Below are 25,014 nucleotides of genomic sequence, written 5' to 3'. Positions count from 1 at the left end.
ACCTGGGGTTGCACGCCCGTCCGCAACGCGGACTTACTGCTCCGATGCAGCAAGAAGCCGCATCACTGGTCTGATGTCATCTGCATTTTCCAACTCGAGAATGGCTTGTACCGCCTCTTTTGCCTGTGGATTTGGCAGGATCCCTTCGGCATTGACGAGGAACTTATCGACCAGCTCTTGTGTGGTCATATAAGAGGCCGGGTCCGAGGACCTGGAGCCTTTTGGATAGTGGCGCTCGGCTACGAACGTGGCACCCCGGGTGTCGACCTCAACGCGTGAGGGCCGTGCCGCCGGATCTTGGCTGATGGCACTAACGTAGTCCGGATGGCCGTCAAAGGTGACGCGCTTCATCAGGTCAAGAACTGCGGGACTGAACGCGACCTTCGGGTCCTGCCATGCAGGCCCAGGAGGGATGCGTTGGGCTGCGACTGCCAGTCCGTGGGCAATGCTCATTTGCCCGTCAAGTACGTGCCCGATGTTGTTGTTGAGGAAAAGCGGCAGTTTGATCCAAGCCTCGCCCCAGGCCCGAATCGCCGTAATCTCCTCCGGCTTGATGTCGTTCTCCTCAATCACACTTGTGAGCGCATCAAATGGGGCATGCATGTTGCGGCAGTGCGGATAGGGCTTGTAAGAGTTGGCGGCAGGAAAACGCCAGTCGACGCCGAGCTCGTCGGTGAGATTCTCCGCTTCCCAACGAGTCGTTCCAATGAAGCGTGGGTATCCGTATTCGGCGTCGTCCAGAATCTCTCGGTCGCCGCGGTGGCCAAGTTCGGCCGCATATGCCGCAGTGATAGCCGTCTGGACCACAGGGCCAGCCATAGTGTACTTGATCGTGGACAGTGGTGTGTGTTCCAGCCACGACCGCTGAGAGTTGACGGGCGAGATGCTGCCTGCAATTCCCAGGGCATCTGCGACAACATCAGAGCTGAGGCCTTTGATCCGTCCGATGGCCGCGGTCGCGCCGAAGACGGTGCTGGTGCAGCCGAGCACCGCTGGAACGCGGAATTCGCCGTTCTTGATATCGCGGTGGTAGTCCATTGACTTGCTGAAACGGAAGGACAATTCGTGGGCAATGGCCACGGCAGTGATTATCTCCCGGCCGGATGAGTGCCGGCCTTCAGCTACGGCCAATAGGCCTGGAATGACGTATGGCGAGACGTGGCCCGGCGGCAGCACGGCATCAAAATCCAAGGCGTTAATCAGCTCGCCGTTGGCGAATCCCGCGCCAACGGCGGAGGATCGATGGGAAGTCCCTATGATCGTTGCTTCTCCCGAGGAGGCGCCAAGAATCCGGCCATAATCGACACCCATCCGGCCTTTCGGTGAGGTGACGCCTCCGACTGCACAACCCACAGAGTCAAGCAGAACGCGCTTGCTCTCTTCCACGACAAAATCAGGGAGTTCTGAAAACGGTGTCTCACTGGAGAACTCCGCGAGAGTTTCAATGATCGTTTTGCCCATTGCTAACCCGCCTTATGCGTAAGGGATTGGCCCTGCACCATCGAATTTTCTGGGCAGGGTATTGAAAAGAAATCGCGAACATCAGCCGGCGTCGCGATAGGCCTGTCAAGGGAAGCGCAAACTCGAACGGCGCTCTCAACCAGCAACACATTGGATTCGGCCGGGCTCGTTCCGTCAAAGTCCACAACAAGGTCCTCGAGGCCCACACGGAGGTGTCCGCCGAGCTCGAGAGTGAGGGCTGCCAATCCACGCATACAGGCCCCTCCCTTCATCACCCACCATGGGCTGCCCTCGGGCAACCCACCGGTAAGGCTCAGCAAACGTTCGCTGCCTACACGCATTGTCTCGGGATTCTGGACATTCACACCGAAGGCTACTTGTGAGCCAATAAGGCCGGATTGAAGCACGACGTCCACGCCTTTGCGGCTCTCAAAGTCGACAATGTCCAGCTCCGGAATGGTGGCAATGGCGTTCACTGCCGAGGCCATATCCCTAACGTCTCCCGGAATACTTCCGGCGCCATGCGTTGAGAATGAGCGCAACGGGAACGCGATCATCTCCGGATCCAGGACCAAGGGTGCTACGGCCTCCTCAACTGAAAAGCCGGGCGATCCGAGGGAGATCTGAAGCACGATGTCGCTGCGTTCACGAATCCTGTCGACGATCTCCTTGAAAACGCCGCTGTCTTGGGTCGGCCGGCCCATAACATCCCGGGCGTGTAGGTGAGCAATAGAGGCGCCAGCTTGCGCACAACGGACCACATCATTCGCGATCTCCGCCGGGGAAAGAGGAACGTGTGGGTTGTCCTTCTTGAGAACCTTTGAGCCGGTGGGCGCCACCATGATCATCACCGGAGTTGGATGCCTCACGATCCAACTCCCCCCAATACCATTTTGTGAGCAGGGCGCGCCCCATCGTCGCTGTGCTTTCCGCACACTGTATCGAGCATCCTCATTCCTTTCTCGATCCGGCAACCATTTCTGAACGGACATGCCCGTCAGAAGTCAACGGATGGTTTCCTATCGGCATTTGTCACCTAAGTTTTCCTGCGTTCCAGAGCCACAACAGGGAAGCCGCAACAGCGAAGCCGCAAGCTCCGAACCCGCTCTGCATCCAGATGTATACAGTCTGAAGCCCTGCGTTTCGCATGTCAAGGATCCCTCCAAGAAGGCTAGGTATCGCGAAAATACCCGCACCTTAGGAGAGAACAGAGACCTGGCTTGTGATTCTTGACACTTCCCCCAGCATGACTGTATACATTTACATACAGGGTGAAACTCACGCACCCAAACCGATCCCAAAAGCCTGCTTGAACTAGCGGGAACCGGGAGATTCAGCACCAGGTGCGGCAGCGGATCGACCAACATTTGACCGCGACAGCGCAATATCTCGCTTGATCAGATCTGAGCCATTCAAGGATGGGCCATGATCTGGGCAGCACAATCAGGTTTCTCAATGAGGAGGGTTTAACAAGATGACAGCACCCGATAAGACAGCCCCCGGCGTCCCAGCCGAGACATCGGACCATCCCGCACAAGGTCACGGGCTGACCCGTTCACAGCGACGGAATATGATCCTCCGCGCCTGCTTTGGCGTGGGGTTCGAGTACTACGATTACGCTGTCTTCGCCATTTTTGCCCCGTTCTTCGCAAGCCAGTTCTTTGTCAGCGGTGATAGCACGGCGAATGTTCTGAATACGCTTCTGGTGTTCGCCCTCGGGTTTGTGATGCGACCGCTCGGTGCGATGATCGCCGGGCGACTCGCTGACCGCATCGGCCGAAAACCGCTGATGATGGTGGGACTGGCCCTGAGCGCAGCAGGCAGCCTTGCAATTGCGGTGACGCCAACTTATAACTCGATTGGTATCGCGGCTGTTGTAATCCTTCTGGTTGCACGTCTTGCCCAGGGCGGCGGGCATGGCGTGGAGAGCATCTCCGCATATACCTATGTGGCAGAAGTAGCTGATCCCAAGCACCGTGCGTTCCAGACAAGCGCATACCAGGTGATGCTCACACTTGGGTTGGTCCAGGCCAGCTTGCTTGGCGTCATACTGACCTCGCTGTTTACCGATGGGCAGATGCACAGTTGGGCTTGGCGAATTCCGTTCTTCCTTGGCGCACTGTACGGCCTGTTCATCGTTCTGATGCGCCGCAAACTTCCGGAGCCGGTCACGTTCGAAAACTCGAAAGTTCAGGCAGCCCAAGAGGACAAAGGCTACTGGCGGAACGTGTGGACTCACCGCCGTACCATCGGAATCCTGTTCCTGCTCTGGCCAGGTATGGCTCTGGGCTACTACACCTTTGCCGTTGGTTACCCCGCATACGCGATCACGAGTGTAGGGGCTAACGCGAACACCGCATTCTGGGCCGGCCTCATTGCTCAAGTTCTGTACGTCATCTCGGTCCCACTCTGGACAAAGCTGTCAGACGCCAAAGGACGTCGGTTCAACTACACCCTGGCCTTCGGTGGAACCGCACTCCTTGCGATACCGTTGCAGCTGCTTCTTGGACCATCATTTTGGAGCCTCGTCGTCCCGATGACGGTCGGCTTGGTGCTGTTTGGCTGCGCCAGCTCCACTGAACTCGCAATGAATAATGAACTTGTCCCCAACAAGGTACGAGCTCAGGTCATGAGCATCCCGTCATCCATTGGAGCCGTAGTTTTCGGGGGCACCGCGCCCTTCCTTCGATCTTGGGCGGAAGTTAATCTCAACACCTGGTGGTTTACCGGTTACGTCATCGTCTTGGCATTAATTGCCTTGGTAACAGCTCGCATGATCAAGGAGCCGCGGGGCCGCGACCTGTCAAAGTGATGGCTGGGTAACTATGCCCTTGGTGCGCACGGTGGATCTTCCCCGTGCGCACCGTGCATTTGAGTTTGGCCTGACAAGCCGTGACTTTAGGCAGCTGCGACGGATACCAGGAGAAAATCCGGCATGAATTTCATAGACCGCAATCACCCAGTCAGTGACGGCTCACTTGACGATATCCCTCCGATGATCCCCATAAAGTTACCCTCTGCCAGGTCGTACAGTATATGGATTGTCGGGGTGACGGCGTTCATCGTCAGTGTCATGCAGCGTACTACTCTTGGCATGGCGGGGCTTGAAGCGACGAAGCACTTTTCGGTTTCGCCTTCATCGCTGTCGTGGCTCGTTTTTGTCCAGGTCGCGGTCTATGTTGCAGTACAGATTCCTGCCGGCATACTGGTTGAACGGTGGGGTTCGCGCAGTATGGTTTTCTTCAGTTGCATCCTGATCGCTGCAGGCCAGCTGACCGTGGCTATCAGCACACACATCGGATTAGCAATTGCCGCCCGAGTGATCATCGGTCTGGGCGACGGACTTACGTTCGTGGCAGTGATGTCCCTGATTCCTCGCTGGTTTCCGCCACGCGCCGTTCCTATCATCACCCAGCTGACGGGGATGACCGGGCAGCTCGGCCAGATGCTGTCGGCAGTACCATTTTTGCTGTTGCTGCATGTTGCGGATTGGCCCACGGCGTTCGTAGCGGCTGCTTCCACAAGCCTGCTGGTGGCCATCCTTTCGGTGATGGTCCTGCGCAACGGGCCCGTGGGGTCTGAACCGGTATGCCAAACGCGGGCATTCAAAGACGTCCTCAAAGACCTGCATCGCGTCTGGCACCGGCCAGGAAGCCGTCTGGGCTTCTTTGGCCATATGGCGACGCAGTTCTGGATGATGGTCTTCACCTTGTTGTGGGGCGTTCCCTACTTAATCTCTGCTCAGGGCCTGTCACCTGCAACCGCGAGCGGTTTGATGGTGCTGCTGGTGGTCGTTGCCATCATCATCGCCCCGCTCATGGGCCTCCTCTCTGCCAGAGCACCCCGGGCGAGACCCTGGTTGCTGTTAGGAATGAGTTTGGCACCAGCTTTGGTGTGGAGCGTCATCTTGGTGCTGCCCCAACCGGCTCCGCTGTGGCTTCTTGTCTTCTTGGTGTGTGTACTGGCTGGAGGCGGGCCAGCGTCTGTTGTTGCACTCGACATCGGACGAACATCCAATCCCCCGGACAGCTCGCCTGTTGCCCAAGCTGTGGCCAATTCCGGTGGATTCCTGGCGACTCTTGCTCTACTCGTGCTGATTGGGCTGATTCTCGACCTGATGGGGGGCTACAGCTTCGACGCGTTCCGGTGTGCCTGGCTCCTGCAGTACCCGTTCTGGCTGGTCGCGTTGATCCAAATCTTGACCAACAGACGAAAAGCGCTCGCCCAGTCCTCGCCCCACGCAAGTGAGCAGGCGGTAGCGGTGAATGAATAACCCCATTCAGCCGTTCCAGACCCATACCTGAGCTGGTAGATGAGCAAAAATCACTTTTCGATGCGGCTCAGTGAAGCAACAGGCGCCGCTGTCCAGGCTTCAGACGATTCGGAAGGCTATGCGCGCGTAGAAGCCCTCACAGAGTCGGTGAAGAGAGCTACAGCCCCAAAGTGGCTAGTCGCCAGGGATCCCGGATGGAGCACACCCCACCTAATGTCAGATCGTCAGCCGAAACCTCGTCAGATTGCCGTCGAAAACGTTCATCATGGACAGCCGTCTGAGAATCTCTTATATCCAAACCTGACACGACCGGCGTCCGCGCGACATGTGGGCCCTTATCGGCACGCTGATGCTTCGATATGCTCAACCGAGAATCGCCTGAACTGCAAGGCTCCGGAGGCCCCACTAGGGCCTATTAGTATGCTCGCGGACCGCTTCCCTATTCATGCTATATCGTCGCATCGACGATGCACTCGGGACCAACCCGAGACCGCTCTGCCGAACTCAGCGACTGAGCCTGCCTGTCGGGAGCACCCCTGCACTTCTTCCGCTTGCAGATGGCCGTCATGTCGCTGTGGCCACTCAAATGCAATGTAATTGTTGGCGGAACGAGGGACGGCGATGACTGCAAACGATCTAAATAAAGAAGATTTAAGTGTGGACAATGTCCACACCCCCTTTGGCCTGACAAAGCTTTCCCAGCCACGCCTCCCCCGCCCCAGCAACGAGCCAAAACCAAGAACTTTGACCCAGGGTCTCGAGGTCATGTTGTGCTCAGTCCTCCTATCCATGAAGAGGTGTAGGCCAACCACGACCTACCGAACGAACCAAGAGAGGAACGCATAACTCCAGTGCAGAGCAAGCGGAGGGCCCACCGCCGCGACCCTGAACCCGCTCCCCTACAACCAAACAGGCGACCCGTGGCGCCAGGCACACACCGCGGCCAGTGTCAGAGGAACCTGACCACCTGATTTGTACACACCTTAAAGCAAAAACCCCCTCTGACGAGGGGGTATGCCGTGCCCGAGGTGGGACTCGAACGGGATTCCGAGCCTTGCAAACACTGGGAAGTGGCGGAAACATGCGGAATCCGGGCCAGTCCGGTGGCTTTACGGGCCAGTCGGAGGTGGAAAGTGTGGACATTGTCCACACTTCTTTTTTGCTCGATCGCCACCGGAGAAAGGGACCCAACGCTGATCTGCACACTCCGGCCGGCACGAGCAAATAGGAGCCGCCACAAACTACAGTTCGTCTGCTCAGACTCAGCCTTTTAGCCCGCTGGGAGTGTCCTGCCGGTATGAGGCGGCGGCCCCCGGGGCAGGACTCACACCGATCGGACGAACAACCCAAAATCCGGCCACACTCCTCCCGGCAGAACGATGAAACATCCAACACGATGGCGGCACCTCCTTCATTATTTACATGGCGGAGAAGGCCACGAGCATCATGACAAGACCTTTCGACCGACCCGACGAGAGAACGCCGGTTATCGGCCGGACGGTTCTTTAGCCGGAGCGGCCGACGGCTGCCGTGGCCGTCAGCAACAGGTCAGCTTGATTTGATCCGGGTGCTTCCCGCTCAAGGTCTTGGGGATGAAGCCAACCAACTCAGCCCATGGTTCGGGTATTTCGGTCATCCAAAAACTGCAAGTGATCCGAGATCCTTGTCTCAGGTGTCAGAATCCGGTCGAGACCTCGGTTTCTAGCCCAAGGGTTGTGATGTCGTCACGCCACGAGCCTGACAGGTAAACGACATACTGCCCGATCCTTCCGAGGCGCGAAGTGCAACAAGCGCATGCAAAGTCGTGCAATTGTGCTCGCCGCTGGATTCAAGCCGATACATGGTGGGATCCCATCGCAAGCACGCGAGGACTTTGCTCGACACGCTGAACATGACAGCAAAGTCTAAGCCACAGACAATCGGTTCCTTAGGCGATCTTCAATCGAGCAGATTTACCGCGAACCGGATGCCGTGAACGAGGAGTCTTTCAGAGGCCAGGTCAATGAGTTCGTGAACCTCTGCCGTAGGCGTACTCACGCAATCCAGTTGGATGCATAGAGAATGTCCCGCCGTCTCTGGGTATGAGCGGAGGAGACCCTGATCGAGGACGAATATGGCGTAGTTGTTGATCTTCTCCCTCAGCTGTGCCAGTTGGTCGGGTGCACCCTCCCACCGTCGATCTTCGACCATGATCAGCTTGTATTCGTCGTGCACCGGATCGTGCGTCACGAGATCGATCACGCTGGGTTCGTGGATTCCGGGCAGCTCAGGCTCCTAGTGACTGAAGGTGAGGAATGGTGCCGAAGCATTCGAAACTGGACGCAGGAGAGTGGGCCCGGCAACGCCAGCCTACTCGGTGATCGGCAGGTGGCCGCAGTTGGCACAGGCCTGCACCGATCACGAGTCCTCCGCTAATACGCCAATTGCCGAAGGATCGGGAAAGATCTGGAAGTACTGTGCCTTGTGTCAGCTTTCGCGGCTCAAGAACTTCTGGAAAAATCTCGAGGATTTCAAGGTCGATCTTCTCGCGGCGCTGCGGCATATCGTCCCAGGCGTCCAAGAGGTACACGAGCTCGTTCAGTTCGGCGGGTTGTCCCAGGGGGAACCAGCCGCTTTGCTTCATTAGCCTCGCCCCGGAGAGGAGATCGACGCGTCCTTCGACGATCTCCCGCGCCCAGTACTTCAGGAGAAACCTCGCCTGTGACTCGCGACGCTATATGGCGGCATTTTCACGACACTAAATGTCGCCCCAGATGACGCTGCGAATGAGGAAGCTCGGACCCAAAAAGCCGGCGCGGTTTTAGGCGGTTCTCTCAAGGTCGGACGGGGATTCGTTCTCCCGCTCCTCCAAGGCACCTGTCACCGATGCTGAGAGGCTGTTTGCGATGTGGGTGCGAGCGAGTTCTGCCGCGCCGGGCCCGTCTCCCGCGGTGACGAGTTCAAGGATTTGGTGGTGTTGGTTCAGGTCGATGGTGCGGGGCTCGTCACCGGAAGGCAGCTCCAGGCCGATGCGCCGGTAGCGGTCGGACTTGTCCCAGAGGTCATCCAGGAGCTTGATCAGGGTTGCGTTGTGAGAAGCCGTGTAGACGGCGCGGTGGAAGTCGCGGTGAGCGATGATGGCGTCTTCGCCCCACACGCGCGTGACGGGGAGTAGTTTTTCGGCGGCCGCCCGGATGATGGCAATGTCAGCGTCGGTCCGGCGGTAGGCGGCCAGTTCCGTTGCGGACGGCTCCAGGGAAAGGCGTACTTCCAGCAGTTCGCGGGCTTCGGCGGCGCTCATGTCAGCCACCTTGGAGTCGCGGTGGGTGTCCATCGTGATCAGGCCCTCACTCGAGAGCCGGCGGATGGCTTCACGCAGGGGGGTGATGCTCATCTGCATGTTTTCGGCCAACTCGTATTGAGAGATGCGCGAGCCGGGGGCTAAGGCGCCGGAGAGGATCATCTGACGCAATTCGCTGTACGCCAGGCTGCCCTTGCTCGAAAAGACGTTGGTACTCATCTGCCGCTCCAAATCTGTGGGAGCGTTGCCCCCGTCCCGCTAAGTGTAGCCCTCCAATCAACATCTTATAAGAAATCTCGTCGCCGAGCTTGTGTTCCCGGTCACGGCCCGCTAACCTCGATTCAACGTCTTATAAGATATTTGCATACCCCACCCGCCGGATACGCGGCCAGTGCCATGCCGCGAGTATCTATCTTATAAGAAATAAGATCCGACCAAGAGAGATTCGAAGATGAAAATCGTTTCCGCCCACGTAGGCACCATCCCCATCAGTTCCTCCATCCGGAACGCGTTCATTGACTTCACCAAGATGGACTGCACAATCATCGCGCTCGTCTCCGATGTGTTCGTTGACGGCAAGCCGCTGGTCGGCTACGGCTTCAACTCCAACGGCCGCTACAACGCGACGGGCATCCTGCAGGACCGCATCCTGCCGCGCCTGATGGATGCTCCTGCCGAGGATCTCATGGATGAGAACGGCGAACTGTCACCGGAAAAAGCATGGGACATCATGATGTCCAACGAAAAGCCCGGTGGCCACGGCGAACGGTCGGTCGCCGTCGGCGTGGCCGACATGGCCCTGCACGACCTCGCCGCAAAGATCGCCGGCGTCCCCTTGTACCGCTGGATCTCGGACCACTACGGTGACGGCAATCCGGACAAGGACGTCTTCGTTTATGCCGCCGGCGGCTACTACGCCCCCGGCAAGACCTTGGAAGACCTGCAGAACGAAATGCGCGGCTTCCTTGACCAGGGCTACAACATTGTCAAGATGAAGATCGGCGGCGCCGACCTGGCAGAGGACCTTCGCCGCATCGAGGCCGTGATCGAGGTCCTCGACGGCGATGCTTCCCGCCTGATGGTGGACGTCAACGGCAAGTTCGACCTGGACACCGCCCTGGAATATGGAAAAGCCATCGATAAGTACGGACTGTTCTGGTACGAAGAAGTCGGCGACCCGCTGGACTACGCCCTGAACGCCACCCTTTCCGAGCACTACAGGAACCCCATCGCCACGGGAGAGAACCTGTTCTCCCTCCAGGACGCGCGGAACCTGGTCCGCTACGGCGGCATGCGCCCGGACCGGGACTTCATCCAGGTTGACCCTGCCCTGAGCTACGGCCTTACCGAATACCGCCGGATCCAGGACATGCTTGCTCAGCACGGCTGGTCCTCCCGCCGTTGCATCCCGCACGGCGGACACCAGTTCTCCCTGCACATCGCCGCAGCCCTCAAGCTCGGCGGCAACGAGTCCTACCCCGGCGAATTCCAGCCCACCGGCGGCTTCACCGACGACGCAGTCGTCGTCAACAGCCGCGTAGCCCCCGGCGACCTGCCCGGCATTGGTCTGGAAGGCAAGGCCGAGTTCTACAAGGTCCTGCGCAGCCTGCACGAGTAAACCACCCACACCTGTCTGGTCCCGGGCAGCAGAACTGCCCGGGACCAGGCAACCACCGCTAACTTCTCTGTCTGACGTGCAAAGGAGCACCCAAGATGTCTTCCCACACTGTGCAGGATCACCAGCATTCCCCACACCCGCCCAAACAGTCGTCCCGGTTCGGGCGTCTGATCCGTGAACTCTGGTTCCAGGTACTCCTCGGAGGAGTCCTCGGCATCCTCGTAGGCATGTTCATCCCGCAGGTCGGCTCGCAGCTGACCCCGCTCAGCGACTGGTTCATCGCCCTGGTCAAGATGATCATCATCCCGGTCGTCTTCTGCGTCGTCACCCTCGGCGTTGCGTCCATGGACAGCCTCCGCAAAGCAGGACGAATCGGCATCAAGGCCCTCGGTTACTTCATCGTCCTCTCCCTCATCTCGATGCTCATCGGCCTGCTTGTCGCCAACATCTTCCACCCCGGCGACGGCATGAACATTGACGTGTCCAAGCTGAACGCCGACAAGATCCCCGGCGCCGGCAAGAGCTTTGACGGCATCGAGTTCGTCAACAGCCTGATCCCCACGTCATTCTTCGGCGCCCTCACCAGCAGCGCCATCCCGGCCGCCCTCCTGGTCTCCATCGTCTTCGGCGCAGCACTGAACCTCTCAGGCGAATCCGGTGTCCTGCTCACCGGCGGCATCCGCGCCCTATCCACCGTTATTTTCCGGATCGTTGGCTGGCTCATGCGCCTGGCACCCATCGGCACCTTCGGCGCCCTCGCCGCTACCGTGGCCAAGTACGGGGCCACCAGCCTTCAGCAGCTCGGCTTCCTCATCCTGCTCTTCACCGCCACCTGCATCGTTTACGTCCTCGTCGTCCTCGGCATCATCGCCCGGACCTGCGGCCTGAACATCTTCACCGTCATGCGCTACTTCAAAGACGAGCTCCTGATCGCCCTGGCAACATGCTCCAGCGAGGCCGTGCTCCCGCAGGTCATGAAGAAGCTCGAAAACATGGGCGTCGGCAAGCCGACCGTCGGCATCGTCATCCCGTCCGCGTTCTCCTTCAACCTCGACGGATCCGCGATCTACCTGACCATGGCATCCGTCTTCCTGGCCCAGGCCGTCGGGATCCACCTCTCCTGGGAACAGCAGCTGGCCATGGTCGGCATCATGATGATTTCCAGCAAGGGAACAGCCGGCGTCGCCGGCGGAGCCTTCATCGTGCTCGCCGGCTCCCTGGGAGCCGTCAGCGCGATCCCCACCGCGGCCCTCGCCCTCATCGTCGGCGTTGACCGCCTCCTGAACGAAGGCCGCGTCTTCATCAACGTCATCGGCAACGTGCTGGCAACAGTCGTCGTCGGCAAATGGGAGAAAGACTTCGACCTGGGACAGGCCCGCAACGTGATACACGCATCGGGTCGAAAGAAAAACGAACTTCCGCCAAGGACGGACGACCACGTCGAGACCGAGACGGTCGACGCCCACTAAACCCTGTCAGGGCCGCCTCTCTCCCCGGGGGGCGGCCCCCTGCCCAGTGTGCACTTTACCCAGCACCAGCCCACCGCTATACCGACGAGGAACACCACACCATGGCCCGGCGCATACTCATCACTACCGACTACCTGCACGCCGGAGATACCGTCTACGACCTCCTCCGCGACCATGGCCTGGAACCCGTCTACGCACCGTCCAAAGGCTCACGGACACTGGAGGAACGCCGCTCACTGTTCGACGGCATCTCCGGAGCCATCCTCGCCAGCGAACCGGTCACAGCAGACATGCTGTCCGCCGCCGCATCCCTGAAAGTCATCGCCCGCAGCGGCGTGGGCTACGACTCCATCGACGTCCAGGCCGCGGCCGTACAAGGAATCAGGGTCTGCAACGCCCCCGGAACAAACCACCACTCGGCCGCCGAACTGGCCATCGGACTGATCATCATGTCCGCACGCCATCTCGCGGACGTTACCACCGCTGTCCGCCAGGGCGGCTGGCCCCGGGAAGCCGGCCACGAACTGCGGGGTTCCACCCTGGGAATTATCGGCTTCGGTCCCAGCGGACGCGCCACCGCGAACCTGGGCGCAGCCCTGGGCATGAACGTGCTGGTCAGCACCGCCCACCCGGACCCAGCGAATACCACGTTCCAGTTCACGGATCTCGACACCGTCATCGCCGGCGCGGACTACCTCTCCCTGCATACCAGCGGAGGCCAAAGCACCGGCAAACTCATCGACGCGCCCCGGCTGCAAACAATGAAACCCACCGCAGTCCTTATCAACACCGCACGCGGCTCCCTCGTGGACGAAGAGGCCCTGGCCGCGGCGCTGTACGACGGAACCATCGCCGGCGCTGCGCTGGACGTGCTCGAGAGCGAACCACTGTCCGGCGACAGCCCCCTACGCGGCCTGGAGAATGTGCTCATCACTTCCCACCTCGCCGGACAAACGATTGAGGCACGGGCACGAGCCGGTCTGGCTGCCGCACACGCCGTCATCGACGTCCTCGAAAACCGCGAACCGGCCCACCCGGTCGACCGCTAACCCCAAACACCCGACAAAGACGAAGAAGGTTCCCTGATGTCGAAACCCCACCGCATCGCAGTCATTCCCGGCGACGGAATCGGCACAGAAGTCGTGCCCGAAGGCCTGCGCGTCCTGGACGCCGCAGCCTCAGCCTTCGACCTGAACCTCAAATACGAGCACTTCGACTACGCCTCGGCTGACTACTACGCCGGGCACGGCAAAATGCTGCCCGACGGGTGGTTTGAGGAACTGAACCAGTTCGACTCCATCTTCTTCGGCGCCGTGGGCTGGCCCGACGTCGTCCCTGACCACGTATCGCTGTGGGGAAGCCTGCTCCAGTTCCGCCGCCATTTCGACCAGTACGTCAGCCTGCGCCCGGTCAAGCTCCTTCCCGGGGTGCCCAGCCCCCTCACCGGGCGCGTCCCGGGCGACGTGGACTTCTACGTCGTGCGCGAAAACACCGAAGGCGAATACTCCAGCATCGGTGGGAAAATCTTCGAAGGCACCGACCGCGAAACCGTGGTCCAGGAAACCGTCATGACCCGCACCGGCGTGGACCGGATCCTCAAGTACGCCTTCGACCTCGCCCAAAGCCGGCCCAAGAAGCACCTGACCTCCGCCACGAAGAGCAACGGCATCTCCATCACCATGCCCTACTGGGACGAGCGCGTGGAAGCCATGGCGAAGGGTTTCACGGACCTGAAGGTGGACAAATACCACATCGACATCCTCGCGGCGAACTTCGTCATGCACCCGGACTGGTTCGACGTCGTCGTCGCCAGCAACCTCTTCGGCGACATCCTCTCGGACCTCGGACCGGCCTGCACCGGGACCATCGGCATCGCCCCCAGCGGCAACATCAACCCCGAACGCAAATTCCCCAGCCTCTTCGAGCCCGTCCACGGCTCCGCGCCGGACATTGCCGGCAAGGGCATCGCCAACCCCATCGGCCAGATCTGGTGCGCCGCAATGATGCTGGACCACCTGGGGGAACCCGAGGCCGCAACCGCCATCACCACCGCCATGGAAACCGTGCTCGCCGATGGACATCAGGCACTCACACCCGACATGGGTGGCAATGCCACCACAAAGGAACTGGGCGAAGCCGTGGCATCGGCCCTGACTGCATCATGACCCCCTCGACCGGCCCCAGAAACGGGCGCACACCCGCCGTCGGAGAGCGGATCATGCTCCGCCAGCACCTCCACTGGCGACGGCTCATAGGAGCGACCGTTCAGATCCGCCAGCACGGCCAACTCATCCGCATCGGAATCGTGGATGACGCCATGGCAGACTCCACAGCGCTCTGGATCGCAGGGGACGCCACCCAACCACGCTCCATGTACGAAGCCGCACACGGGGTCGAAGTGTGGGCCCACCCGGAAGAGGCCGAAGACGGGATCTGCTACCGGACGACATCGACAGCACCATCACAGAACTGACCTAGCACGGAGACCCATGACCCAGCCCACCTACATGCCCCAAAGCACCGACGACACCTCCTACTCCACCCCGGTCCTAAGGAACGTGCTCCCGGGCGTCGTCCTTGAACGCAATATCCCCGCAGAGATCGCCCGTTCCTGGCTGCTGGTCAATGCCATGAAAACGGAACTGTTTGACCAGTCGGCCGTTTCCCGCGCCGACTCGATCATCCTGGATATTGAAGATGCCGTGGACCGCTCGCAGAAGGACCAGGCCCGGAACAACGTCATCGACTGGCTGACCGCCGGTGGCAAGGCCTGGGTCCGGATCAACGACGCCACCAGCCCGTTCTGGGCCGATGACCTGGCCGGCCTGCGCGGCACGGGGCTGCTGGGCGTGATGCTCGCCAAGACCGAGTCCGCGGACCAGGTCACCGAGAGCTACCACCGCATGGACGGCAAGACTCCCGTGATCCCGCTGGTGGAATCGGCCCTCGGCATCGAGGAAGCCAACCACATTGCCCGGGCCCAGGGTGCGTTCCGCGTGGCCTTCGGTTCCGGCGATTTCCGCCGCGACACCGGCATGGCCGCTACCCCGAGGCCATGGCGTACCCGCGTGCCAAGCTCGTCGTTGCCAGCCGCGTGGGCAATCTGCCGGGCCCCATCGATGGCCCGACTGTAGGCACCAACCACCCCATCCTTCGAGAGCAGACCGGTATCACCGTGACCATGGGCATGACCGGCAAGCTGTGCCTGGCCATCGATCAGACCCCCGTGATCAACGAGGTCATCAGCCCCACCCCGTCAGACGTTGCCTGGGCCACCGACTTCATGAATGACTTCGAAGCCAACGGCCGCGTCATCCGCGACGGTTCCGACCTGCCCCGCCTGGGCCGCGCCGAAAAGATCATGAAACTGGCCGTCGCCTTTGGCGTGCACCCGGCACACTAACGCCCGCTCCCGACGCGGACGCCTGCATGAGGCGGCCAAGGCGAACAACCATGCCCTTCGCACGTCCGACCCCAGCAGCCTCATCAGCAAACACAACCATCCAGAGAGAACGAATGGCTTACGCAAACTACCGGTATAAGGGTCACAACTACCTCGGCGAAGTTCACGGCGATTACCTCATCCCGCTAGCCGGGCTCACCGACATCGGACCGGAAACCTCCGCCGATCTCCTTGCCAGTGCCGCCCGTCTGACCGAATCCCGGGTTCCCCTATCCGAAGTGACCTTGCGCGCGGCGTCACCGAGGGCCGGCAAGATCCTCTGCGTGGGCCTGAACTACAAAGACCATGCCGATGACAGATACCGATTACAGTGATCTACACGACCGACATCTCGTAACCGGGCCGGGCGGTTGGGTTGTTCCCCAGGTGCATGTCATCATAGGGCGGCAGGATCCCGGCAGCGCCGTGGTGGCTGCCACGTCTGCATTCGGAGTGGACTACTCCGCAATCTGGCGGCGTTCTCCAACGATGTAGCTACGAATCGACTTTTGATTGTCAGTAGGCGTAGCAACTATTTCCTCAATTCTGAGGAAAGGCGATGCTCGCAGCCAGCAACGCTACTTATCGGTCAACAACGATGAGTTCCCTCTTATCCATTGCCTTATCCAACGCCGGTCCTGGGCGTCCGGAATGACATCGTTGACTGCGTTAAGCAGGGAGTCCAGAACAGGATCTCTTTGGGATTCCACCTTGCCGCGCCCCTCAGCAGCACTTCGTTGATCCAAAATATCAGGTAGAAGTGAACGATCGAAAGCCATATCCTCTACTTCTTCGCAGAAGGACGCTTCGCCTGAGTATTCATACGAGACGAAGGCAAACCAATAGAGCATTTCTCGTGACGCATGCTGCAAGCTCCTATAGTTGCCTACTTCCAACGCGCCGCAGATTAGTCGTGCCAGCCCGTAGTCAACTTTCCTAGCCCGGCTGCTTGACGACTTAAAGGGAACAGCCAAGTCCTCCCAGGCAACGGGAGAACCGGGATGCATCGGTGGAGCGAACAGTGCGTCTATTATCAACCCCGGAGCACCTTGGTTAAACGCGTTGAGAGCTAGGAGGTCCTGGAATGTTACCTCCGCTAAAGTCACTTCGCATTTAAGGGCGTGTCGAAGTATGTAGCTCAGGACCTCCCCGGACTTCCAGGGTTCATGTTCGTGGCCCAACAGAATTATTTCGTTGATCGATTCTGTCCACCCTTCATCTGCCAGCGCTGTCATGCCGAGAGCGTCGAACCAGACCCATCGCTCAACAAGCCCTTCGAGAAAAGACAAATTGTCCTGGCTACGCTTGCCGGCATGCGGTCTCAATGAGTAGGTCTCCTTGGCGCGCAAGATAATCCTGGTCCGCGCATCGCGGTTCAGCGCAAATAGCGCAAACGACGACTCCCGAGTGGAGGAGGCTAACATGTGGGACCATGCGCTGCGGATAGAATCAACAAGAACATCCATTACATGGCTCGGTAGCGCTATGGCATCGGCGAGACGAAGGCACAGTGAAAGTCGCGCCTCGGCTGCCTGCTCGGCTTCGTGTTCGTGGGACTTGAGCAGCGCCAGGAGTATATCTGCCCCGCCATCATACTTAGTGCTGTCGTAGTATTGAAGAATCAGGTCGCAAAGGACCGAACTGGGGTCATGAACAAAAGCATTACGAATGGCCGTGACGATTTCATTTAGATGTTCAGAACGCTTAACGATTGCTTGAGCTGCATAATATTCTAGGAAGGTGCGGTGTGTGAAGCTGAAAATCCTCTCACCGCGATCATTGCGGTATTGTGCAGAAAGCAACCAAGCCCTATTAGCACAGAAATCAAGAAACCGACGCGCTCTTACTGAAGACTCACTAACGTCGACGCCGGCATTTCTCCTAAAAAACTCCGCCAAAAGCCGGACCAACTGTCGCTCCTCCACACCCGAGCGTGCATTTTGGCTAGAATGAAACAACCACGCTAGCTCTTCGAAAAGCCTGCCTCCATAACTTCTGTGGTCTGGCGGTGCCTCTATATCCCTCATCGAGTCCCAACGCGTGAACAGTAGATCTGCACAGTTCCCGTACACCTCGAAGCGATTACGCGGGAGGTGACCTCTGGCTCGGTATACATCACAGAGCAGTGAGAGCATGAGGGGGTTGGAGCGGATATCTTTAATCGATTCTGAATTCATAAGAAAGCGGGGCGTGACTTCAGGCGCATTTCTTTTAAGAAACCAAAGTCGCGCATATTCGCGAACCTGCTCATTCGTGAACTCCTGCAGGCCGAACACTCGGAAGTTTTCCTTTAGTGCAATACGTTCATAGCCAACTCGACGTGCTGTGACGAGGACCGGGCACAACGGATATCTGCGAACGAAGCCCTCTATCTCTGATACCAGCTGACTACGACGGCCTGGATCAATGACTTCATCCAAGCCGTCGAAGAGGACCACGGCTTGACCCGTTGCCAGAAGGTCTTTGATCACTGCACCTTCGATATTCAAGCTCCGGACTACTCTAAAGTCGCGGGTGACCCACTTATCCATCTCAAAGGCGTTATCCGGGCTAAAGTTCCTGCATGTTACAAGAATAGGCACCATAGCCCCGTCTTCGTTTGCAGAGATCTCTGCAACGATGTGGCGAAGTAATGTCGTTTTGCCAACGCCGGGATCACCAAGGACAACAACTCTACCAATTCCATTGGGTCCTATTGGCAATTCGGTCGTCTCCACACTCTTTGTGGACTGTCCTCTTTCCGTTAGGGTGCGGTGGATAAAGACGTCCTTCTTATCCACACGGAAATCTCCTTCGAGTAGATGTTCCATATACATCTGATCGAATGAACTCAGGATCTCACGACGGATGTCAGAAGCTGCATTCCTAGCAAGTTTGATGCGTTCCAAATCGGAAATTGACTCGAGGAGCTGGCGGACGTACAACGGAACGGGTGCGCTGTCTTGCAATATCTCGGAGGCTGCGTCTATGGCTCTCCTGGCAGTCAGTAGACCCTTAACGTTGCTTGACAGTGCATCTGATCCAACGTGGGCCACAAAGTTTTCAAGTAACGGCCAAATGGATAGTGCCAACTCGCCAGCAATAAAGACCTGGTCTTTGAACTCCACCTCCAGCAGGCGCTTCAACGCTTCAGTGAACTCGACGCGTATGCCGTCCAGATCAGCAGGATCCAAGATCATCCTAGAGAGAATGAACGTCTGAATCAGCCGCCCACACTCAGCGGACCGAAGGGCATTAAGGACGAGATTTTCCTGTTCCGCAGTGATGATTACTGCTTCTTCATCTTCCATAAGATCGCCAATTTGAACGTACTCCTCTAACACGAGCCGGTCCTCCAGCCTGTGCTGAGGGTCCAACAGAGCGTCAGCCGTGCGTTTGGCAGCGACTCCTAGAGCCGCACTGATCACAGGTGTAAGAAGAAACATTTGTCGAGTCTTTCTGTGGCGCAGGAAGGATTTCGATTAGTTCCGCTAGCCTAACCCCGAATTCAAGGCATCGTTGTGCAAACCTCGTTGCCGTGTCGGAGCGACGCGGTGCCGAAGGGCACCCTCGTCGATCCCCCCAAAACAAAAGGATTCGTGGCTGGTAGCGTGAGCCCGGCTAACAAGGCGATTAGTAATGACAACCTGCACGTCAACACGCTGCTGAGCGTACATTGCAAGTGCTGGCACCCTTCCACCACGCCCGCCTCCGGGAAGTCAGCGGCCACGCATGCCTCCTCGGGCCTTTTGATTATTCTCCAAGCGCCCAATGCCGCCTCAAAGGCGGACGGATATGCACTGTGAGCTGCTTCCGTGGATCGGTTGCAGGCACCGACCATCCGCAATATCGGAACGACGTCCAAGCGTGCCACTAACTCACTTGGCGGGATGCCGATAACGGCGCATATGTCTGCATGTACAGAACCAGCACACCACTCATCCACGTTCACCGTCTTGGCCCTTCCCGTCGGCAATATCCAGGACGCCGGTACGCACCGCGGCTTTGAAAACTGAGCCGGCAGCGTCGGCCTGGCATTTCGACGCCAGGCGCACAACGCTGACGTAGCCGTACCTGCAACCGGCGCCGGGTCCATCACTCATTCTTGTGAGTCCAAGCCGAGGATCAGGAGCCGTTGGCGTCATGGCGTGGAGGGCAGGTCCGTCCATGAACGGGCAGAAGCAAAACCGCTGTTTGTCATTCTGATATTCCGATCATCGCTGGGCGTGTCCTCCGCGCAACCAGGGCGCTCACGCGCCGGACCCGGACCGGAAACTTCGCTCGGCACTCCTGCGTCGCTCCCATCCTCCCGAACTTTCCGCCCCTGCCCCGGTCCCCCAAGTTGCACTCCAGCCCCTAACCCCAGCGCCCAGGTCCCCTATCAGAACGACGCACAAAACCAACGACCACAGGAAATACACACAGGGCAAAGGAACAGGACAATGAATGAGCTCACCATCAAAGACCCCGCAGATCTGCTCTGCTTCATCGGGCACACCCTGGGCTTCTGGCCCAAGGAAAGCCTCGTCTGCATCACCCTGGATGACAACAGGGTCGGCGCCACCCTACGCATCGACCTCCCCCGCCAACCAGGCAACGAACTCCCCTACGCCCGCACCGTCACCAGCTACCTCACCAGCGACACCACCGCGACAAGCATCCTCTTCGCCGTCTACACCTCGACCCACTGCGAACCAGGCCAGCCCAAACCGCACGCGGCAACCATCGCCGCCCTCACGGGCGTCCTCGCAGAAAACGGCATCACCATCCGAGACGGGATCTTCGTCGACAACGAGGCCTACTCCCCCTATGACAGCGAACCCGGACAGGACATCAACCTGCCCATCAGCACCACCCAGTACAGCCAAGTCAACGCCGAATTCATCTACCACGGCAGCACCATCGAACCCACCAACAAAATCGTGCTACCAGCCCCAACACAGGAAGCCGCAAAATCAACCTCCCTCGAAGAACGCATGAACACCATCCGCACACAGCCCCCTGACGAAGCAGTCCGAGAAGCAAGCCAGCTCTGGACAAGCATGTTGGAGTCACCGGACTTCCCCACCGACAAGGACTGTCTCACCCTTATCACATACTTCCAATTCCCTCACGTCCGCGACCGGCTCATCGCAGACATTCCCGGAATCGACGAACCACCACAACACATCCTCTTCGCCCAAACCAACACCCCACCGAAGTGGTCCCGCATCGAATGGGCGCAACAACTCCTCATCCACGCCTACACCAGAACCAGCCCCCAACACGCAGCACCCATCCTCACCACCATCGGCTACATCAACTGGTGGCAAGGCCGAGGATCCAAAGCACACCAATACATGCAACTAGCCCTCGACACCGACCCCGGCTACCGCTTCGCCAGACTCAGCGACCAAATGCTCGGAGCCGGAATCATCTCCGGCTGGAACACCAACAAAGACACCGCCTACAAAACCCACCTCGACATCGGGTGAGTCCTCAGTCAATACTGCGACCAGCAGGCCTTGGACTCGAAGAACCGCGGGCAAACTTCGTAAAGATCTAAGTGCTTGGCAGCCGCCCGTTATCTCGCCATGGCTTTTCCTTCTGCCAGCTCGGAACCCCGGACACCGAAGAGACAAACAGTGAGCACTCGCTGCATTCCACCAGTTTCTGGCAACGACTCAAAACGGAGTCACTCGCGCCATTGTCCTGTCAGTGATGGAGTCGCATGCGTTGGAGGACCGTGGCGGAAATTTCTTCCACGGACATGGAGGCAGAGTTCACATAAGGAATGTTGTTGGCCCGGTACATGTCCTCGGCGTTGCGCAACTCAAACGTGCATTGGTTCAGCGATGCATAGTTGCTGCCGGGTCGTCGCTCCTGACGGATCTGGCTCAGACGGACGGGCTGGGATGTCAGTCCGAAACACTTGCCCGCGAATGGCTGAATTGGCTTCGGGAGCGCCATGTTGTCGAAATCCTCTTCGACCAAAGGGAAGTTAGCGGCCAGGATGCCGTGCTGCAAGGCCAGGTACATGGTGGTGGGAGTCTTCCCACATCGGGAAGGAGCGATGAGAATCAATTCGGCGCGTTCGAGCGCACGGAGCGACTGACCGTCGTCGTGTTCGATGGCGTATTCAACGGCTGCCATGCGGGATTGGTAGCGGACAGCGTCTCCTACGCCGTGGGCTTGGCCGGGCTTGCCGTTGGCCGCGGCGCCGAGGGTTTCTTCGAGCTGGCCAATGTGGGTACCGAACAGGTCAAAAAGCCGACCACGGCTTTGGGCGAGGACGGCACGGATGTCAGGCCCCACCGCCGTCGAGAAGATGATCGGTACCGGGCCGGAGGCCGCCACCTTGTCGATCAAGGCAACAACGTCACGTGCCTGCTCCACGGTAGTGATGAACGGGATGGTCCGCCGTTCCAGCCGCTGACCGGGGAACTGGGTCAACAGCGTGTTGCCCAGCGTCTCGGCGGTGATCCCGGTGCTGTCCGAAAGGAAGAACACCGTGGGGGCGGGCGGTGAACCCGCCCCCACGCTGTGATGCTCTGCCATTTAGACCGCGGTGCTCGTGGTGCGTGCCAGCCGCAGCCAGGTCTCGGTGACGGCGTCAGGGTTCAGTGAAATCGAGCTGATGCCCTGTCCCAGCAACCACTCGGCAAAATCCGGGTGGTCGCTGGGTCCCTGGCCGCAGATCCCCACATAGCGGCCCTTGGCCCGGCACGCCGTAATCGCCATTTCCAGCAGTTTGGTCACGGCCGGGTTCCGCTCATCGAAGCCTTCGGCCACCAAAGCGGAGTCACGGTCCAGGCCCAAGGTGAGCTGGGTGAGGTCGTTGGAGCCGATGGAGAAGCCGTCAAAGTACTCGAGGAACTCATCGGCAAGGAGCGCGTTGGCCGGCAACTCGCACATCATCACGATCTCCAGACCGTTCTCGCCCCGGCGCAGCCCGTTGGCGGCCAGCAGGTCGATCACACCGCTGGCCTCCTCCAGGGTCCGCACGAACGGAACCATGAGCTTGATGTTGGTCAAACCCATGTCGTTGCGCACGTACTTCAGTGCTTCGCATTCAAGTTCGAAGGCCTGCCGGAAGGCTGCAGAAAGGTACCGGGACGCTCCCCGGTACCCAATCATGGGGTTCTCCTCGTCCGGTTCAAACGCAGGACCACCCATGAGGTTGGCGTACTCGTTGGACTTGAAGTCCGAGAGCCTGATGATCACCGGCTCAGGCGCAAATGCCGCGGCGATGGTCGAGATTCCCTCGGCCAGGCGCCTGATGTAGTAATCGCGTGGACCGTCGTAGGCGGCAGTTTTCTCCTGGATCTGCCGGACAGTGAAGTCATCCAGGGTTGCAGGGCGCTCGATCTCACCAGCAACGGCAAGCAAGGCGTTGGGGTGGACGCCGATCTGCCGATTGATGATGAACTCAAGCCGGGCCAAGCCAACACCATGGTTGGGAAGTTTGGCGAAACTGAACGCCTGCTCCGGAGTGCCAACGTTCATCATGATCTTCACCGGAGCCTCCGGCATGGTCTCCAGGCTGGTTTCGTGCAGCGAGTATTCCAGCAACCCGTCATAGACCAGCCCAGCCTCTCCCTCCGCGCAACTAACGGTCACTGGAATGCCGTCCTTCAGGATCTGGGATGCGTAACCGGTGCCGACGACGGCGGGAATGCCGAGTTCGCGGGCAATGATGGCGGCGTGGCAGGTGCGCCCACCGCGGTCCGTGACGATTGCTGCGGCCTTCTTCATGATGGGTTCCCAGTCCGGATCCGTCATGTTGGCCACCAGCACATCGCCTTCCTGGAACGAGGCCATCTGGTCAAGCGAGGACAACACGCGTACCTGTCCGGCGCCAATCCGGGCCCCGATGGCCCGGCCTTCCACCAGTACCTTGGAGCGCTCGGCAAGGGTGTACCGGGAAGTGGTCCCGGCAGCCTTGCGTGATTCCACGGTTTCGGGACGAGCCTGCAGGATGTACAGCTCTCCGTCCACCCCGTCCTTGCCCCACTCGATATCCATCGGGCGCCCATAGTGCGCTTCGATAGCCACCGCATGCCGGGCAAGCTCTTCAACTTCGGCATCAGTCAGGCTGAAACGGGACCGCAAATCCTGGGGCACCGGAATGAAGTCAACAGTCCGGCCAACCTCGTCGGAATCGGTGTAGACCATCTGCACCGCTTTGTCCCCCAGTCCGCGCTTGAGCACGCCGGGCCGTCCGGCCGCCAAGGCCGGCTTGTACACGTAGAACTCATCCGGGTTCACAGCGCCCTGGACCACGGCCTCCCCCAGACCATACGAGGACGTGATGAAGACAGCGTCAGTGAAGCCGGTTTCGGTGTCCATGGTGAACATCACCCCGGAAGCGCCGACGTCGGAACGCACCATCCGCTGAATACCAGCCGAAAGCGCCACTTCAGAGTGGGTGAACCCATGGTGCACGCGGTAGGCAATGGCCCGGTCGTTGTACAAGGACGCGAACACGTCCTTGATGGCGAGCAGGATGTTCCCGATGCCGCGGATATTCAGGAACGTCTCCTGCTGGCCCGCAAACGAAGCATCCGGAAGATCCTCTGCCGTGGCACTGGAACGTACCGCCCACGACACGTCCCAGCCATGCTCCTGGGTCAGGCGCTGATAGGCGGTGCGGATGTCGTCTTCGAAACCGGCAGGGAACGGCGTCTCACGGATCAGGGTCCGGATTTCCTGGCCGGCCTTGGCCAAAGCAGTCACATCGGCACTGTCCAGACCCTCAAGAATGCCTTCAATCCGTGCATCCAGGCCTGACTCCGCCAGAAAACGCCGGTAAGCGTCCGCCGTCGTCGCGAAACCGCCCGGAACCTTCACCCCTGCAGAGGCGAGATTCCGAACCATTTCCCCAAGCGATGCATTTTTGCCGCCAACCTGGTCAAGGTCGGACAAGCCAAGCTCAGAAAACCAAAGAACGTTAGTCATTAATTGTGTCCTCCATTGGGCACGCTCTGACAAGCGCTAAAAAAACTAGGTCTTGCAAGGATCGTGGCCGCACACTGCCGGAAGCAAATAGATGTGACACGTACAACATCATTCCGGAGTAACGGAAAGTCACCAAAGCAGGGCTCCGCGGGAATATCTTCAGCGTGAAGTCTTGATGCGGTGGGTGCACCACACAGGCTTTGAGGCCTATGACGACGGTTCCCTCGCTGAACCGTGGCGCCAGCAACCCGGAACTCCGGCCTACTGCACTGAGCTGGCGCTTGAGGACTTCGGCCAGGCTCTCGCCGCCGCCCAGAAGGACAAATCATCATGCAGGCGTGATCGACTCATGGAACGCATGGCTTCCCTTCATTAGATACCCTGACGTGAGGCAATTGTGGACACCAATCCTGCAGGCCATCACTGAACCGGCGCAACTGCTAGCAACGGAGAGGGAAAATATGAAACGCGGGAAAAGTGATAATTCCGGGTATGACCCGGCCCATGAAGAGCGTAGGCTGCACGGGATTGATCCCGACAGGACACAGGGCTTAG

At 59.3% G+C, this 25,014-nt stretch carries 19 protein-coding genes and 1 pseudogene; 12 read left to right on the top strand and 8 right to left on the bottom strand.

What is annotated here, in order from left to right:
* Positions 1 to 33: 33 nt before the first annotated feature.
* Both VUN82_10580 and VUN82_10575 read right to left on the bottom strand, forming a co-directional pair.
* A complete protein-coding gene (locus tag VUN82_10580) occupies positions 34 to 1,461 on the bottom strand; it encodes an MmgE/PrpD family protein (protein XAS74228.1) in 1,428 nt (475 codons plus the stop codon).
* 2 nt (positions 1,462 to 1,463) lie between these two features.
* On the bottom strand, positions 1,464 to 2,330 hold the full coding sequence (locus VUN82_10575; protein ID XAS74227.1) for a 3-keto-5-aminohexanoate cleavage protein: 867 nt from the start codon (positions 2,328 to 2,330) through the stop codon (positions 1,464 to 1,466).
* Positions 2,331 to 2,935: 605 nt separating this feature from the next.
* On the opposite strand from VUN82_10575, the gene VUN82_10570 reads away from it, so the two are divergent.
* Positions 2,936 to 4,273, top strand: coding sequence for an MFS transporter (locus tag VUN82_10570; GenBank protein XAS74226.1), 1,338 nt, complete (start codon positions 2,936 to 2,938; stop codon positions 4,271 to 4,273).
* A 123-nt stretch (positions 4,274 to 4,396) separates the two neighbouring features.
* Positions 4,397 to 5,734, top strand: a complete 1,338-nt coding sequence (locus tag VUN82_10565; GenBank protein XAS74225.1) for an MFS transporter — start codon at positions 4,397 to 4,399, stop codon at positions 5,732 to 5,734.
* Positions 5,735 to 7,672: 1,938 nt separating this feature from the next.
* On the opposite strand, the gene VUN82_10560 is transcribed toward VUN82_10565, so the two are convergent.
* Positions 7,673 to 7,975 carry a DUF6572 domain-containing protein gene (locus VUN82_10560; GenBank protein ID XAS74224.1) on the bottom strand — a complete coding sequence of 101 codons (303 nt, stop codon included), beginning with the start codon at positions 7,973 to 7,975 and terminating at the stop codon, positions 7,673 to 7,675.
* A gap of 88 nt (positions 7,976 to 8,063) precedes the next feature.
* On the opposite strand from VUN82_10560, the gene VUN82_10555 reads away from it, so the two are divergent.
* Complete coding sequence (locus tag VUN82_10555) at positions 8,064 to 8,360, top strand: hypothetical protein (GenBank protein XAS74223.1); 297 nt, start codon at positions 8,064 to 8,066, stop codon at positions 8,358 to 8,360.
* 174 nt (positions 8,361 to 8,534) lie between these two features.
* On the opposite strand, the gene VUN82_10550 is transcribed toward VUN82_10555, so the two are convergent.
* Positions 8,535 to 9,233, bottom strand: coding sequence for a GntR family transcriptional regulator (locus tag VUN82_10550; GenBank protein ID XAS74222.1), 699 nt, complete (start codon positions 9,231 to 9,233; stop codon positions 8,535 to 8,537).
* Positions 9,234 to 9,465: 232 nt separating this feature from the next.
* On the opposite strand from VUN82_10550, the gene VUN82_10545 reads away from it, so the two are divergent.
* The 7 genes and pseudogenes from VUN82_10545 (at position 9,466) to VUN82_10515 (ending at position 15,878) form a co-directional block, all read left to right on the top strand.
* Positions 9,466 to 10,632, top strand: coding sequence for a mandelate racemase/muconate lactonizing enzyme family protein (locus VUN82_10545; GenBank protein XAS74221.1), 1,167 nt, complete (start codon positions 9,466 to 9,468; stop codon positions 10,630 to 10,632).
* Between the two features lie 95 nt (positions 10,633 to 10,727).
* A complete protein-coding gene (locus VUN82_10540) occupies positions 10,728 to 12,101 on the top strand; it encodes a cation:dicarboxylase symporter family transporter (GenBank protein XAS74220.1) in 1,374 nt (457 codons plus the stop codon).
* A 101-nt stretch (positions 12,102 to 12,202) separates the two neighbouring features.
* A complete protein-coding gene (locus VUN82_10535) occupies positions 12,203 to 13,150 on the top strand; it encodes a phosphoglycerate dehydrogenase (protein ID XAS74219.1) in 948 nt (315 codons plus the stop codon).
* Between the two features lie 36 nt (positions 13,151 to 13,186).
* On the top strand, positions 13,187 to 14,266 hold the full coding sequence (locus VUN82_10530) for a tartrate dehydrogenase (protein XAS74218.1): 1,080 nt from the start codon (positions 13,187 to 13,189) through the stop codon (positions 14,264 to 14,266).
* Entirely contained in the window at positions 14,263 to 14,574 is a 312-nt protein-coding gene (locus tag VUN82_10525) for a hypothetical protein (protein ID XAS74217.1), read from the top strand. Before VUN82_10530 ends, VUN82_10525 begins: the two co-directional genes overlap by 4 nt.
* Positions 14,575 to 14,659: 85 nt before the next feature.
* Positions 14,660 to 15,504, top strand: a pseudogene (locus tag VUN82_10520) (CoA ester lyase).
* 113 nt (positions 15,505 to 15,617) lie between these two features.
* Positions 15,618 to 15,878 (top strand): hypothetical protein, encoded by a 261-nt coding sequence (locus VUN82_10515; protein XAS74216.1) that lies wholly within the window; start codon positions 15,618 to 15,620, stop codon positions 15,876 to 15,878.
* 243 nt (positions 15,879 to 16,121) lie between these two features.
* Here VUN82_10515 and VUN82_10510 read toward each other — a convergent pair whose 3' ends face one another.
* Positions 16,122 to 18,968, bottom strand: coding sequence for an NACHT domain-containing protein (locus VUN82_10510; GenBank protein XAS74215.1), 2,847 nt, complete (start codon positions 18,966 to 18,968; stop codon positions 16,122 to 16,124).
* A gap of 492 nt (positions 18,969 to 19,460) precedes the next feature.
* Positions 19,461 to 19,625, bottom strand: a complete 165-nt coding sequence (locus tag VUN82_10505; GenBank protein XAS74214.1) for a hypothetical protein — start codon at positions 19,623 to 19,625, stop codon at positions 19,461 to 19,463.
* 339 nt (positions 19,626 to 19,964) lie between these two features.
* On the opposite strand from VUN82_10505, the gene VUN82_10500 reads away from it, so the two are divergent.
* Entirely contained in the window at positions 19,965 to 20,996 is a 1,032-nt protein-coding gene (locus tag VUN82_10500; protein XAS74213.1) for a DUF4192 domain-containing protein, read from the top strand.
* Positions 20,997 to 21,216: 220 nt separating this feature from the next.
* On the opposite strand, the gene VUN82_10495 is transcribed toward VUN82_10500, so the two are convergent.
* Together VUN82_10495 and ppsA are read right to left on the bottom strand one after the other, a co-directional pair.
* A complete protein-coding gene (locus VUN82_10495; protein XAS74212.1) occupies positions 21,217 to 22,059 on the bottom strand; it encodes a pyruvate, water dikinase regulatory protein in 843 nt (280 codons plus the stop codon).
* Entirely contained in the window at positions 22,060 to 24,459 is a 2,400-nt protein-coding gene (gene ppsA / locus VUN82_10490) for a phosphoenolpyruvate synthase (GenBank protein XAS74211.1), read from the bottom strand.
* A gap of 175 nt (positions 24,460 to 24,634) precedes the next feature.
* Here ppsA and VUN82_10485 point away from each other — a divergent pair, with 175 nt between their 5' ends.
* Complete coding sequence (locus VUN82_10485; protein XAS74210.1) at positions 24,635 to 24,835, top strand: hypothetical protein; 201 nt, start codon at positions 24,635 to 24,637, stop codon at positions 24,833 to 24,835.
* The last annotated feature ends 179 nt before the right edge of the window (positions 24,836 to 25,014 follow it).

The sequence above is a fragment of the Micrococcaceae bacterium Sec5.1 genome (assembly GCA_039636795.1).
GTDB lineage: Bacteria > Actinomycetota > Actinomycetes > Actinomycetales > Micrococcaceae > Arthrobacter.
This window is presented reverse-complemented; position numbering and strand designations above follow the sequence as displayed.